At 68.5% G+C, this 12,812-nt stretch carries 14 protein-coding genes and 3 pseudogenes; 5 read left to right on the top strand and 12 right to left on the bottom strand.

Translation table 11 applies throughout. The features are described 5' to 3' along the window. Window positions 1-190 precede the first annotated feature (190 nt). Entirely contained in the window at window positions 191-601 is a 411-nt protein-coding gene (locus tag ABZ880_RS47035) for a pilin (RefSeq protein ID WP_361277184.1), read from the bottom strand. Further along, window positions 592-1,581 (bottom strand): hypothetical protein, encoded by a 990-nt coding sequence (locus ABZ880_RS47030; protein ID WP_361277183.1) that lies wholly within the window; start codon window positions 1,579-1,581, stop codon window positions 592-594. Before ABZ880_RS47030 ends, ABZ880_RS47035 begins: the two co-directional genes overlap by 10 nt. 1,157 nt (window positions 1,582-2,738) lie before the next feature. On the opposite strand from ABZ880_RS47030, the gene ABZ880_RS47025 reads away from it, so the two are divergent. Together ABZ880_RS47025 and ABZ880_RS47020 are read left to right on the top strand one after the other, a co-directional pair. Next, window positions 2,739-2,948: a helix-turn-helix domain-containing protein gene (locus tag ABZ880_RS47025; protein WP_361277182.1), complete on the top strand. Its 210-nt coding sequence runs from the start codon at window positions 2,739-2,741 to the stop codon at window positions 2,946-2,948. Window positions 2,949-3,255: 307 nt separating this feature from the next. Next, complete coding sequence (locus ABZ880_RS47020) at window positions 3,256-4,380, top strand: tyrosine-type recombinase/integrase (protein WP_361277181.1); 1,125 nt, start codon at window positions 3,256-3,258, stop codon at window positions 4,378-4,380. Between the two features lie 206 nt (window positions 4,381-4,586). Here ABZ880_RS47020 and ABZ880_RS47015 read toward each other — a convergent pair whose 3' ends face one another. The 3 genes from ABZ880_RS47015 to ABZ880_RS47005 all read right to left on the bottom strand — a co-directional run bounded on the left by ABZ880_RS47015 (window position 4,587) and on the right by ABZ880_RS47005 (window position 6,386). Then, window positions 4,587-4,778, bottom strand: coding sequence for a hypothetical protein (locus ABZ880_RS47015; protein ID WP_361277180.1), 192 nt, complete (start codon window positions 4,776-4,778; stop codon window positions 4,587-4,589). Between the two features lie 89 nt (window positions 4,779-4,867). After that, window positions 4,868-5,542, bottom strand: a complete 675-nt coding sequence (phoU, locus tag ABZ880_RS47010) for a phosphate signaling complex protein PhoU (protein WP_361277179.1) — start codon at window positions 5,540-5,542, stop codon at window positions 4,868-4,870. A 145-nt stretch (window positions 5,543-5,687) separates the two neighbouring features. After that, the gene (locus tag ABZ880_RS47005; protein WP_361277178.1) at window positions 5,688-6,386 is read right to left on the bottom strand and encodes a helix-turn-helix domain-containing protein; all 699 of its coding nucleotides are present in this window, start codon (window positions 6,384-6,386) and stop codon (window positions 5,688-5,690) included. Window positions 6,387-6,491: 105 nt separating this feature from the next. On the opposite strand from ABZ880_RS47005, the gene ABZ880_RS47000 reads away from it, so the two are divergent. Beyond that, window positions 6,492-7,862 carry an FAD-binding oxidoreductase gene (locus ABZ880_RS47000; RefSeq protein ID WP_361277177.1) on the top strand — a complete coding sequence of 457 codons (1,371 nt, stop codon included), beginning with the start codon at window positions 6,492-6,494 and terminating at the stop codon, window positions 7,860-7,862. Between the two features lie 179 nt (window positions 7,863-8,041). Then, window positions 8,042-8,866, top strand: a complete 825-nt coding sequence (locus ABZ880_RS46995; protein ID WP_361277176.1) for an alpha/beta hydrolase — start codon at window positions 8,042-8,044, stop codon at window positions 8,864-8,866. A gap of 32 nt (window positions 8,867-8,898) precedes the next feature. On the opposite strand, the gene ABZ880_RS46990 is transcribed toward ABZ880_RS46995, so the two are convergent. From ABZ880_RS46990 to ABZ880_RS46965, 6 genes and pseudogenes are all read right to left on the bottom strand, one after another. Then, complete coding sequence (locus tag ABZ880_RS46990; RefSeq protein WP_361277175.1) at window positions 8,899-9,312, bottom strand: VOC family protein; 414 nt, start codon at window positions 9,310-9,312, stop codon at window positions 8,899-8,901. Window positions 9,313-9,339: 27 nt separating this feature from the next. Beyond that, entirely contained in the window at window positions 9,340-9,567 is a 228-nt protein-coding gene (locus ABZ880_RS46985; RefSeq protein WP_361277174.1) for a DUF4287 domain-containing protein, read from the bottom strand. Between the two features lie 115 nt (window positions 9,568-9,682). After that, the gene (locus tag ABZ880_RS46980; RefSeq protein ID WP_361277173.1) at window positions 9,683-10,012 is read right to left on the bottom strand and encodes a TfoX/Sxy family protein; all 330 of its coding nucleotides are present in this window, start codon (window positions 10,010-10,012) and stop codon (window positions 9,683-9,685) included. A 6-nt stretch (window positions 10,013-10,018) separates the two neighbouring features. After that, window positions 10,019-10,502 (bottom strand): annotated as a pseudogene (locus ABZ880_RS46975) (SRPBCC family protein). Window positions 10,503-10,506: 4 nt separating this feature from the next. Further along, a pseudogene (locus ABZ880_RS46970) lies at window positions 10,507-10,806 on the bottom strand (hypothetical protein); the annotation flags it as partial. Window positions 10,807-10,931: 125 nt separating this feature from the next. Further along, window positions 10,932-11,762: a DUF2182 domain-containing protein gene (locus ABZ880_RS46965; protein WP_361277172.1), complete on the bottom strand. Its 831-nt coding sequence runs from the start codon at window positions 11,760-11,762 to the stop codon at window positions 10,932-10,934. A 163-nt stretch (window positions 11,763-11,925) separates the two neighbouring features. Here ABZ880_RS46965 and ABZ880_RS46960 point away from each other — a divergent pair. Beyond that, window positions 11,926-12,337, top strand: a pseudogene (locus tag ABZ880_RS46960) (DUF1326 domain-containing protein); the annotation flags it as partial. A gap of 85 nt (window positions 12,338-12,422) precedes the next feature. On the opposite strand, the gene ABZ880_RS46955 reads toward ABZ880_RS46960, so the two are convergent. Next, window positions 12,423-12,812: DNA-directed RNA polymerase subunit alpha C-terminal domain-containing protein (locus tag ABZ880_RS46955; protein ID WP_361277171.1), on the bottom strand; the 390-nt coding region annotated here is incomplete at its 5' end.

Genomic DNA, 12,812 nt, shown 5'->3' with positions numbered 1-12,812 from the left:
GAGAACACCGATGTCAGAACGGTGAGGAGGACGAAGCAGATCAGGAAGGTACGGCGCCAACGGAGCCTTCGTCCTGAGGAGTTGGTACGAGGCGAGCTCGATGTTCCCGCGTTCCCTGCATCGGCCTGGCGTCGTATTGCCGTTACGGAAAGCGGTCGGGACACAGCCTCCGGAGCTGGGAGCGAGAACATCAGGTCCCCACGATCCCTTTGAGGATCTCGACCACGAGTGGAGCCAGGGCGGCGAGTGCATAGCCCCAACCGGCGCTCTTGAAGGCCGTCTTGGCCTTCTCCACCTCGCCGGGGTCGCCTCCGGCCAGGATGTAGCGGACGCCGCCGACGGACAGGAACACGGTGGCGAGACCAGCCAGAATGCCCATGATCCAGTTGCGGATGTTGTTCAGCACATCGTTGACCGAGTTCGCCAAGCCGAGAACTTGAGCCGTCTCGGTGGCGTGCGCCGAGGTGATGACGACAGCGAGCACCAGCGTGGTCAGACCGGCCAATATCAACGTCCGGCACAGCCAGTCAGCGCGAGAAAGGTGCCTGCGGTCGTCGGCAGCGGTGTGACTACGGGAGCGTTGGCGGGGGATCAGACGCATCGGGGCACCTCCGAAGAGACACGGGACACGAGGGTGAGTTCGGATCCCCCGCTCCCAAGAAGGCCGGATTCCGATACGGGTTTGGACAATGCCTCACTGAACTCCCGATCCGACGGGCGTGGAGGGCATCGGTCCGCGGCGGTGACGCGTGGTGACCGACGGTTGGGCCGGGAGAGCCTGGTCGGGTGACTCAGTTCGTGGGCGACGTGCGACGCGACAGGATCGTCCGGGTCCGTCGTTGAAGCCTGATCATGCAGGAAGTTCACGAGACGTCGCTCGGCACGCCGACGCGCCTTGTAGGCCGCGGCGGCGGTCATCCCGTGGCGGTCGGCCCAGTCCGGGACGCGGGTCTCCTCCAGTCGGGTCGTACCGATGAGGTCTGCCTCAGTCCGATTCAGGACCGATTCACGGACCGCCCGCGCCAGCACGAGGTCCGGGTGACCCCACGGCGGCCTCGGTGGCGTCGATCGGAACTCGCCGTTCACGGGCATGGGCGCGTCCAGGGCCTCGGACAAGGCGGCGAACCCGGCGCGGTATGCAGCCCAGCGCAGCCGGACCAGGATGCGCGGCCGGTCGAGGTCGATGGTGGTCAGCGCTCCGAGGAATCCGGAGAGTACTTCCGCCTGGAGGTCGAAAGTGTCGCCGGGGAAGCGGGCTGCCAGCCAGCGAGTCACTGATGACAACGCAGGCAGGGCCATCCCAGCGCAGGCCAGCGTCCACGTCGCACCGTGCGCGCGAGACTGCTCTACGAGATGTGCCCACACCTCGTCCCGCGTTTTACGGGGGCAGCGGCGCCGCAGCATTCGATCCCGCAGCTCGTCCAGCGGGATGTGCCGGTTGGGCAGCCCCGCGTACCGCCGGCAGTCCACGCTCAGCGGCTGCGGGCCTGTGACCAAGAGGGTGAAGCACTCTCGCGCGGTGTCCAGGGGCAACGCTTCGCGGGCGGTAGGGGCGTCGTGGTCGTGATGCCTGTCCGACATGTCGGCGACTCCTTCAGGAGGCGGAAGTAAAGACGCCTCAAGGAATCCAGGTAGCCGACAAGAAAAGGACAACGGGATGCCGCTAATTCCTCCGCAGGGCTTTAAATGGCTGCCAAGGGAGGCTTGAAAACATCTACCCTATGCGGCTTTAGCTTCTAGTTTAGTAGCGACTTGGTCGTGGCTCATAAGCTATTGACCTGCGGGTTTAGGTCCGCCGTAAGGCCTATTTAGGCAACCTCAGCTGTGAAGCCTCTCGGTTGGGAATCAGCTGCTGGAGGGATCCAGCAGCCCAATGTGATCGACTTGAGGGAGACCGTGGCGCGGATCTCGTGATGCCGTGTCCAAAACCGCCCTGGTTCCCGGTCTTTTGCGGTGACAGCGCACCTCTCACAACATCACCGCGACCGGGAGAGTGGACATGGCGCCGGACCGCCTGCAAGTCACTTGCCGCACCCGACGATGTACGAGCTCCGTATGGTCGGTCGCTCAGCGGGCGAGCCATCCTGACCCCACACTTCGCGGGAGCGGTGTGGACGAGCGAACCATGGACGGACTGCTGCCCGCTCTGGTCGAGGCCGCCGGGACCGTAAGCCGACTTGGTCGGACCGCGGCAGCCAGCGTGAGTGCGTCTGACACCACCACCCGCACCACCCAGAACGCTTCGTGGTTCGTATGCCAGTCGGTGTTGCGACTCCTCGGCAAGTCGGACTCTCGCGCGCCGACTCACTCCGGTCCGATTCAGCCTCGACCCGGACTTGTCGCGGTCGCCTCGGACTCCTACGACGCCGACATTGCTCCCGTCGACCCGTTGTACGCGGACGAGGCATCGAATCTGCCGGGGAACCTACTGCTGGCATCGTGTGGTCTCTTCGGCTTCATCACGGACGGTGACCGATTGGGGAGCCACTTCATCGGCCTGCTTGGCTCCGTGGCCTGCACCGTTTGTAGTGCGTCCCCCGGGGCCGCGCTGCGGCTACCGCGGCCTCGTTTGGTCAACCGTCCACGCCGTCATGCCTTGCTGCGGGAGGCGGCGTGAATGAGCGACTGACCACGGCGCCGGATCCCGGCTCCGGAGCGAGCGATACACCCAACTTCCCTCTCGCGCATGCCGTGAGCGCTCTGACAGCTGCCTGTCGGGCGGGGATTGGAAGCCTCCGATGACGAAGTCTCCGCGAACCGAGCGTTGGCTGACAGCACAGGAGACGGCGGACCGCCTCCGTGTGAAACGCAAGACGCTCTACAACTGGGCCAGCACCTGGGATGTGGAGCACCGCGGTCCTCAGCCGTATCGCATGGGCAACAGGGCGCTGCGTTATCGGGAGTCGGACGTGGCGGAGCTGATCGACTGCTCGCCGCGCACTGCTTGAGGTAGGGCGAGCTGAGAATAAGGAGGTATAGGAATTGGCCAAGGAGGAGGTGTACGACCGTTGGCACAAGGCTCGTCCGGACGAAGGTGAACGGGAGTGCGCCGAACACCCCGGCTTGGTTCCAAGTGCTGAACATGGGATCGAAAGCCGCTGGCAGGCTCGCTGGCGCGACAAGGACGGTAGGCAGCGGTCCAAGAACTTTCCGAAGAACAGGAAGACGGCTGCCATCGCTTACCAGCGCAGTCAGCGAGCGGCCGTTGAGGAGGGACGCGACCCGCTCCTGCATCGCAGGCAAAAAAGAGCATGTATGGTGCCGACGATCGCTGAGTACGTCGAGATTTTCCTCGCTGAGCACGAGGCGCGAAGGAACACGATGGAGGGGTACGGCTACCGCCTGCGCTTACACGTCGTACCGCGTTTGGGTGAACGACCGATCGCCGAGGTCCGACGGCCCGAGTATAAGAAGTTCTTCGCGACACTGCGAGCGGACGGGATGCCCGACGCCTATCGGTTGCAGGTGAAGAAGGCACTGTCTTCTCTGCTTTCTGCGGCACTTGACGATCCGGACTTCGGCCACGTGATGCCAGGAAATCAGGTGATCGGGATCAAGTTGCCTTCAGGGCAAAGGCAGAAGGCAAGGCTGAGCTGGGAGCACGTGGTTGCTTTGGCCGAGCACATCGACCCAGCTTTCGAAATGCTTATCTGGTACGGGGCCCTCCAAGGGCTGCGCAGCATGGAAGCCTGTGCGGTACGCACAACAGACATGAAGAGCAGCCTCGGAAAGCAGGAGGTGGTGGAGCAGCGCCAGCGTGGTGAGCCGGCTCCACTCAAGACGGCGCACAGTTACGCGGTAGTCCCTGCCGGGGCGTTCCTCATGGAGAAGTACGCGGCGCACATGGCGCGTCGGACCGCGCCACCCTCTGACAGTGCGCTGCGCCATCGCAGAAGGAGCGGTTGGACTCCGCGTCCTGAGGAGTACGACCAACTCGTCACTGTGACCCGGCGCGGGACGCCGCTGCGCAGGAACACGCTGTCTGAGGCGTTCAATCGAGCGAAGAGGCAAGCTCGCGCCAACGGGGTGAAGATCCCTTCCTCGGCTACGTTCCGGGACCTGAGGGATTTCATGGACGCCGTTCTGATCGCTGCTGGGGTGCCGCCCCGGAGTGTCCAGGCTCGGATGAGGCACGGCACGCTCGCGGAGACTCTGGACACGTACGGCTTCGCTCTGGAGGTGGACTGGGAGAACGCCCCGGCGTCCTTCGAGGAGTTGTTTGGGTTCCCGGCGCCTCCCAGGTTGCCTGCGGAGGCGTTGGTTCCTCGTTCGGAGCGGATCGCGCGAAGAGTAAATGAGACAGAGGGAAGGGGGCGTCGCACACGCAAGCGGGGCTCAGCAGTGACTGCCACTGAACAGAAGGGAAGGGGGAAGTCATGATCTCCAAAGCCGTCCTGCACGTAGACAGCGCGTCGCAATCGACTGCCGAAAATGTGCATGAAATGTGCGACAGGTGCTGTCCGACCAGGCTGTTGTGCAGGTCAGGCAGGAGGTACTCGTGGCCAGTGACATTCCCGCCAGGACGGTTCGTTCGTGCCGGTGACGGCCTGGGGCTGAGCAGCGCCCGAACGCTGCCCCCGGAGCAACTAGTGGGAGGCGCCATGGCCGTGCGTCGCCGCGACGACCGCGGTCAGAAGCGCGTCCCGCTTGGCTGCCAGTGCCCTGATGTCACGGGGATCTGCAGTCGACGACAGGTTCTCGACGAGTCTTGCCGCCGTCGCCTCGTCCAGGTGAGGTGTGCCGAGGTCGTCCCACCCCGGGTCTTCGAGGGCACTCACATCGTCAGCATAACCGCGCGGGCATGACAGCCCGGGATGCCCGGGTGGCACTCGGTCACGCCCGCGGAGGTGGTGTGCGGCGGGTCGGATCACGCGGTGGCGGGCGGGTCGGTGACCAGGTCGTCCGCATGTTCGCCGGTGACCAGGAAGACGACTCGGCGGGCGATGGACACGGCGTGGTCGGCGAAGCGTTCGTAGTAGCGGCCGACCAGGGTGACGTCGACGGCCGTCTCCACCCCGTGATGCCAGCGGTCGTCCAACAGATGCTGGAAGATCATGCGGTGCAGCTCGTCCATCCGGTCGTCGTCGCTCTCCAACTGCAGCGCGGCGTCGATGTCGTGGGTGATGAGCACCTCGGCCGCCTGCGCCATCAGCCGCTGGGCGAGCTGGCCCATCTCCAGGATCGTGCGGCGCAGATCCCGTGGCACGGCGTGCTGGGGATGCCGCCGCCGGGCCACACCGGCCACATGCTGGGCCAGCACCCCGCAGCGCTCGAGCTCCGCACTCATCCGCAGGGAGGTGACCACCACCCGCAGCTCGGTGGCGACCGGCTGCTGGCGAGCCAGCACGGCGATCGCCTGGCTCTCCAGATCCCGCTGCATTTCCTCGACCCGCTCCTCGATGGAGATCACGCTCTCCGCGAGCGGAAGGTCGGCGTCCAGCAGGGCGCTGGTCGCGCGGCCCATGGCCGAACCGACCAGGGCGGCCATGTCCACCAGGGCCTCGCTGATCGCCTCCAGATCCTTGTGGTACGCCTCCCGCATCCGTCCTCACCCTCTCGTCCCCGGTCTGCCTGCACCAGATGCCAGATTCGCACACGGCGGTGGCCGGGCGTCCACCGGTGGGCGCTTCAGCGTTCGAGACCGCAGCCGGTGACGATCTCGGCCCGCCGGAGCCGCGTCGAAGAGGTCAGGCTGCCGAGTTCGCCGCAGTTCCGGAGACCGGCTTGATGTGGGCGAAGGCGCTGCGGGCGTTCCAGGTGGGAAACGCCCGGACCAGCCACGAGGGGCCGTGGAGCTGGATGCGGCGGTCGCGGACGGCGGCGGCCCAGGTCTGCCGGCCGGCGTGCCATTTGACGAAGGCTTCGGCCTCCGCCGTGATGTAGAGGTCCTCGTCGAGGCCGGGGTACGTCCTGCAGATCTCGGTCTCTCCGTGCTCGATCAGCAGCCAGTACCGCTCGGGGCGCGGTCGGCCGGTGAAATCGAAGCGGATCACGACGCGTTGCTCCGGGAGCCGGTCCCGGCGGAGCATGTTGCACATCGACCAGAGCGCCACAAAGGGATCGAGGTGCTCGGGGGCGATCTCGAGCCAGGCGGCACCCCACTCGCCGAGCGACACACAGACCTTGAAGAGGTCGTGACCGGCGGGTGTGAGCTCGTAATGGCGTCCGCGTCCGTCGGGCTTGGGTGCCGACTCGACGATGCCGAGCCGTTCGAGCTGTTTGAGCCGCCCGGAGAGCAGGGTGCGGGAGAGCCCGGGCGCGCCCTGGAGGATCTCACCGAAGCTTCCGCAGCCCAGATACAGGTTGCGGATGATCAGCGGCGTCCAGCGCTCGGCGAAGATCTCGGCGCCGCGGGCGATGGGGCAGTACTGGCCATAGCTCCGCACGACACCAGTCTCCCACCGCTGCCCGCGGTGCCGTGGTCCAGATTCTTGACTTCACGGCCACGGGCCCCGGTGATGCGATGGATGGCGAGCGAGGAGGCGATCGCCATGAAGATCAACGGGTTCCGGGGCCGGCTGATCACCGCTGACCACGCCGACTACGACACCGCCCGAGCGGTGTGGAACGGCGCCGTCGACCGGCGCCCCCGGCTGATCGCCCGATGCGGCGGGAGCGCCGACGTGGCCGCGGCCGTGCGCTTCGCCCGCGACCACGACCTGGAGATCGCCGTACGGGGCGGGGGTCACAACGTGGCCGGCACCGCGGTGTGCGAGGACGGGATCGTGATCGACCTTTCGGCGATGCGGGCCGTGCGGGTCGACCCCGCAGGCCGCACCGCCCGGGTGCAGGGTGGTGCGCTGTGGGGCGACGTCGACCACACCACGCAGGCCCACGCGCTGGCCACCACCGGCGGCATCGTGAGCCACACCGGCGTCGCCGGGCTCACCCTCGGCGGCGGCATCGGCTTCCTCATGCGCGCCCATGGGCTCACCGTCGACAACCTCCTGGCCGCCGAGGTGGTGACCGCCGAGGGCGACGTCGTCCGGGCGTCCGCCGACGAACACCCCGATCTGTTCTGGGCACTGCGAGGCGGCGGCGGCAACTTCGGCGTCGTCAGCTCGTTCCGCTTCGCTCTGCATCCCGTCGGCCCGACCGTGCTGGCCGGTCCCATCTTCTGGGCCGCCGACGACACCACCGAAGTGCTGCGCTTCTACCGGGACTTCGCCGCCGAGGCACCCGACGAGCTCGGCACCGTCGTCCGGCTCGGCACCGTCCCCCCACTGCCGGCCATCCCCGCGGAGCTGCACTGGCGGCCTGCCGTCGCCGTCATCTGCTGCTACGCCGGCGCCGTCGACGACGGCGAGCGGGCGGTGCGGGCCCTGCGGCGGTTCGGCACGCCGCTCGTGGACCTGCTCGCACCCACCCGGTACGCCGCCTTCCAGGCCGCCACCGACGACACCGTCCTGCACGGGTGGCACTACTACTGGAAGTCCACCAACCTCGCCGGCCTCTCCGACGACACCATCGCCGTCATCACCGACCACGCCTACGCGGCCCGCTCGCCGCGGTCGTACTCGGCGATGTTCCACATGGGCGGCGCCGTCGCCCGCGTCCCCCAGGACGCCACCGCCTACGCCGGTCGCGAGGTGGCCCACAACATCATCATCGACGGCGTGTGGCTCCCTGCCGAGTCCGGCAAGCACGCCGCCGCCGAGACCGCCTGGGCGCGGCGATTCCTCCAGGCCCTCCAACCGCACCGCGCCACCGGCGTCTACGTCAACTTCCTCGACTCCGACGACGACACCGGCCGCGTCCGCGAAGCCTACGGCGATCGCACCTACCGGCGACTCGCCGAGGTCAAGGCCAAGTACGACCCCGACAACGCCTTCCACCACAACAAGAACATCGGCCCCGGTTGAGCAGGGCCAGAAGGTGCTCGGGGGGACGGCGCACCGTCGCGGAGGGAAGCCCGCGAGCCGAACCGGTGCGCCGGACGCGTGACGTTTCCGTCCGGCAGGGCCGCAGCGGTCGTGCGCTCCGGCCGTGCGGTGGCTGAATGGGCCGCAGCAGCCGCCGACAGCATGTAAGGAGACCGGGCATGCCACGGGCCGAAGTGAACGGCGTCGAGCTCTTCTACGAGGTGGCCGGGGACGGCGATCCGCTGGTCCTGGTGCACGGGTCCTGGGGCGACCACCACAACTGGGCCCCGGTCCTCGACGCCCTCACGGCGAGGTTCCGGGTGCTGGTCTACGACCGGCGCGGGCACAGCCAGAGCGAGCGTCCGCCGGGGCAAGGGGCGCGATACGAGGACGAGGAGGACCTGGCGGCGCTCATGGAAACCCTGGGGCTCGCGCCGGCCTTCGTCGCGGGCAACTCCTTCGGCGCCTCGACCGTCCTCGGCCTGGCCGCCCGGCGCCCCGAACTCTTCCGGGGTCTTGTCGCCCACGAGCCTCCGCTGATGGGCATCGTGGCCGACGACCCCGCACTGCGGCCGCTGATGGCGGACACCGCAACGAAGATCGACTCCGTCCTCGGCCACCTGCGGGCCGACGAGACCCTCGCCGGAGCGCGGCAGTTCGTGGAGGAGGTCGCCTTCGGCCCCGGGGCCTGGGACCAGCTGCCGGAACAGCTGCGCCAGACGTTCCTCACCAACGCCCCCACCTTCCTGGACGAGCAGGCCGACCCGGAGTGGCCCAACCTCGACCTCGACAGCCTCTCGGGCTACACCGGACCCGCCCTGCTGACCAAGGGCACCAAGAGCCCGCCGTGGTTCGCCACGATCACCGCCCGGCTGTCCGGGGCGCTGCCGCAGGCGCAGACGTACACCTTCGAGGGAGCCGGCCACATCCCCCATGTCACCCACCCGGACGCCTACGCGCGCCGCGTGACCGGCTTCATCGAAGACAGCCGTCGCCACTCCTGACCGGTGAGCGGCCAGGGCGGCGCGGTCATCCCTCAGCTCTGCGATTCGATGATGTCGACCATCCACGGGATGCCGAACCGGTCCGTACACATGCCGAAGACGTCGCCCCACATCTGCTTCTCCATGGGTACGGACACCGTGCCGCCGGCGGACAGCTTCTCCCAGTAGCCGCGCAGCTCGGCCTCGTCGTCGCCGCTCAGGCTCACGGAGAAGTTGCTGCCGGGGGTGTGTTCCATGCCGGGCGGGGAGTCGGCGCCCATCAGCGTGAAGCCGCTGGGGGTCTCCAGCATGGCGTGCATGATCTTGTCCGCTTCCGGGGAGTCCGGCTTGCCGTATTCGCCATAGGTGTTGAGTGCGAGCGTGCCGCCGAAGACTTCCTTGTAGAACTCCATCGCCTGGCGGGCGTCGCCGGCGAAGCTGATGTACGGGTTGAGTCGCGAGGCCATTGCAATCCTTCCTGAACGGGCCAGGGGTCAGTTTCGGTCGGGGGTGTCGCCGGTGCGCTCCGCGAGCGTGTGGGCGACGAGGGCGTTGGCGTGGCCGTGGCCCAGTCCGTGTTCGGACTTCAGCCAGTTCACGAGCTCCATGTGTTTGGTCAGCGGCGAGGAGCGGATGAGGTCCTGCCATTCGGCGATCGGGCGGCCGTACTTCTTTTCGATGGAAGGGAAGTAGCTCGCGGGGCCTTTCACTGGGGCAGTCATGGCGGTGGTCTCCCGTCTGTGCCGGTGTCGTCCGCTGTAGGACCGACGGCGTCGTCCGAAGTCATCGGCGATCCGATGTGCGCTGCGTCACACGCGTGCCCTCCGGTTCGCCGCCTCACTTGGGCGGCAGACCCGCCGCGAAGGCCCGCCCCTCGGCGATCCAGGCGTCGAGCGTCTCGTCCTCCGCGACCGCGGCGCCGTCGACCACGATCCAGCCGCGCATCGGGCGGCCGGTCATGTCGAAGATCCGCGCCCCCGGCCGGGCGAGCGCCGCGTCCGTCGCCTCCGACCCGACCCGCACCATGAGGTCGTCTCCGGTGACGCCCACGGCCATGTTGCCGTGCAGCAGGAACGCGATCCCGCCGAACATCCGCTTCTCCGCGATCGCCGGATCCGCGCCCAGCCGCTCGCGGATCCGCTCGGCCAGCCCTTCGTCGTACGCCATCGCGTCTCACCCTCCTTCCACGAGTCGTGCTTCCAGATCGCGCAGGTCCTTGACGAGGTTGCCCCGCACCTGGCGGGCGAGCAGGGGTGCCGCCAGCCGGTAGAAGCCGCCGTCGCCGCCCCGGACGCGGATCCGGGCGAGGGTGCCGTCCGGGTGGCGGTCGAAGGTGTACGTGACATGCATGGGCATAGGGCCCGCCACCGAGATCATGTCCAGCAACCGGGGCGGGTCGTACGCGGCCACCTGCAGCACGTAGTCGATGCGCCGCCCCAGGAAGTACGCCGTGCGGGTGACCTCGGCCCCGACGCCGAAGCCCCCGCCCTCCGCCTCCCGGGTCAGCTCCGCCGTACGGATGCCCTGGGTCCTCCCCCATAGCCCTGAACGGGCATGGGAGGTGCCCCCGGGCGTCATGCCGCCAGTCCATCGCGTACGCGGCCACCCGCTCGGGCGGCAGCCGGACGACGCGCTCGGCCGTAACGTCGATCGTCATGCCTTCACCTTCCGCGCTCCCGGCCGAAGCCACCACCCGGTGCGCAGCAGATGGCCGAGGGGCCGCGCGCCGGCGCGCGCGGTGACGTTTCAGCGGTGATGACCGTTCTGCAGCGGGCGTGCTCGTGTTCAGTGCCGTCGGGTGTCCCGCCCATCATCCGCAGCATGGCCAGGCCGCCGGTGCGACGGAACCGTACGAGCAGGGTCGCGGCCGGCAACAGGAAGGCGATGGTGAGCCAGGTCGTGTCGTTCCAGGTGATGCCCTCGTCCGGGATCGTGGCGTCGGCCTGGTCGGGGATCAGCCCATGGACCCACCCCTTCGTGCGGTGCTTCGGGTGTCGGCTGAGGTCATGGAAGGTTCGTTTGTGTGAGGAATGCCTCGGGTGTGCCGCCGCGAAGCACCCTCAGGGTGCGCCGACCGGGCGCGTGGTCAGGGCAGCGCGCCCAGCATCTGGTCCATCGACGGATCCGACATCTGCAGGCCCGGCAGCAGCCAGTCCTGGAACGGGGCCAGCACGGCCAGCACGAGGAAGGCGACACCCACCGCCCAGCTGAGCCAGGGACCGCCCCGCCACAGCTTCTCCAGGAAGATCACCGCGGCCAGTCCCGCCATCGCCGCCACGTTCATCACGCCGAGCGGGATCAGGACGATCATCAGCCCCCAGCAGCAGCCGACGCAGTACAGCCCGTGGTGCGCGCCCACCCGCAGATCCTTCGCCCACGGCCGGAACCGCGCGTATCGCAGCAGCTGGAACATCGGGCTGCGGCAGTGCCGCAGGCAGACCCGCTTCAGCGGCCCGAACTGCTGAACTCCCGCGAGCAGGAAGGCGCCCGCTCCGATCCATCGGCCCGCCTCGGGGTGATCGTCGACCAAGTGTCCGGTCGCCGCCAGGGCCCCGTACACGATCAGCCCGAACCCGGCCCAGGCCAGCAGGTAACCGCCGACGAACTCCGTCAGGCGCAGCGCACGGACGCGGCCCGCGGTGCTGCGGTTGATCGCCTGCACCCAGGTCAGAGCCACGGGTGCCAGTGACGGCAGCATCATCGCCGCCATCATGACCACCCACAGCAGGAGGAAGAGCGGAAGCGCCAGGCCCATGGTGCCCGGCTCCATCCCCATGTCGCGCGCCTGCGCGGCCGTGAGCACCCATGCCAGAGCGGCGATCAGGGTCAGCAGGGACCAGCCGAGGGCCAGATCACGCCTCGGCAGCAGGACCCCCGGCCGGGTGGGCTCCGGCGGGGCCAGCCGGAGATACGGCATGACATGCCTCCCAAGGAAGCCCGCCGCCGCGGTGGGTGGCTGCGGCGAGCACTCCGAAGACATCTCCAGCAGAGCACAGAATCGAAGGCTTCAAAAGCGCAGGACCGGGAGACGGGGCGCGGCCCGCACGGCAGCGGAGCGGTGCCCCGTTCGTGGATGCGAGCACACCGACCCGTGTGCCGCCGTCTTCCGCGACGAGCAGCAGCGCGCCGCGCTCGGCGCGCTCTTCGGTGGGCAGGCCGGTGGCCGGCCGCAGCAGTTCGTCGAGGACTTCCGACCCGAGATGCGCGGCATGGACACCGCTCCGAGCACCGGCGAGGTCGACGAGGACCCGGGGCGTGGCGCGCCGAAGTCCCCGGCCGGGCGACCGCCCGTGCCGAGGCCCTCACCGGTCCCACCGCGCCGGAGGGGGCGCGGGTCCAGCTCCACAACGCCCCCGGTGCCGAGATCGGCCCGGGACAGATTGCCACCTGGGGCCGGGCCATCACCGACCGGGCCGACGCCTTCGGCTCAGCTGGAGCCGCAGTGGCAAGTCCAGTTGGTACTGCCCCTTCGACTGGAGCGGTCCCGACTGAGGTGCGATCGGCCGGCGCTTTGTCGCCAGCTGTCTCCGCCCGGTCTATGTCGTCGACCGGGCAGGGAACAGCGTGGCGGCGGCGATCAGTATTGCTCGGTCTCCATGAAGCCCGCGTCCGCGTCGTTGTTCGTGCCGAAGGTTTCGGCGGCGGCGGGCGGGTTGAATCCGGGCGGGCTGTCCTTCAGGGCCAGGCCCATGCCGGCCAGCTTTTCCTTGACCTCATCGATGGACTTCGCACCGAAGTTGCGGATGTCCAGCAGGTCGGCCTCGGAGCGCGCGACGAGTTCACCCACGGAGTGGACGCCCTCACGCTTGAGGCAGTTGTAGGAGCGGACGGTGAGGTCGAGGTCCTCGATCGGCAGCACGAGGTCGGCGGCGAGGGCGGCGTCCGTGGGGGACGGGCCCATGTCGATGCCCTCGGCGTCGATGTTGAGCTCGCGGGCCAGACCGAACAGCTCGACCAGGGTCTTGCC

Source organism: Streptomyces sp. NPDC047043, from assembly GCF_040644055.1.
Classification (GTDB): Bacteria; Actinomycetota; Actinomycetes; order Streptomycetales; family Streptomycetaceae; genus Streptomyces.
Note: the sequence above shows the minus strand (reverse complement) of the source record. Positions and strands in the feature narration are given on the sequence as shown.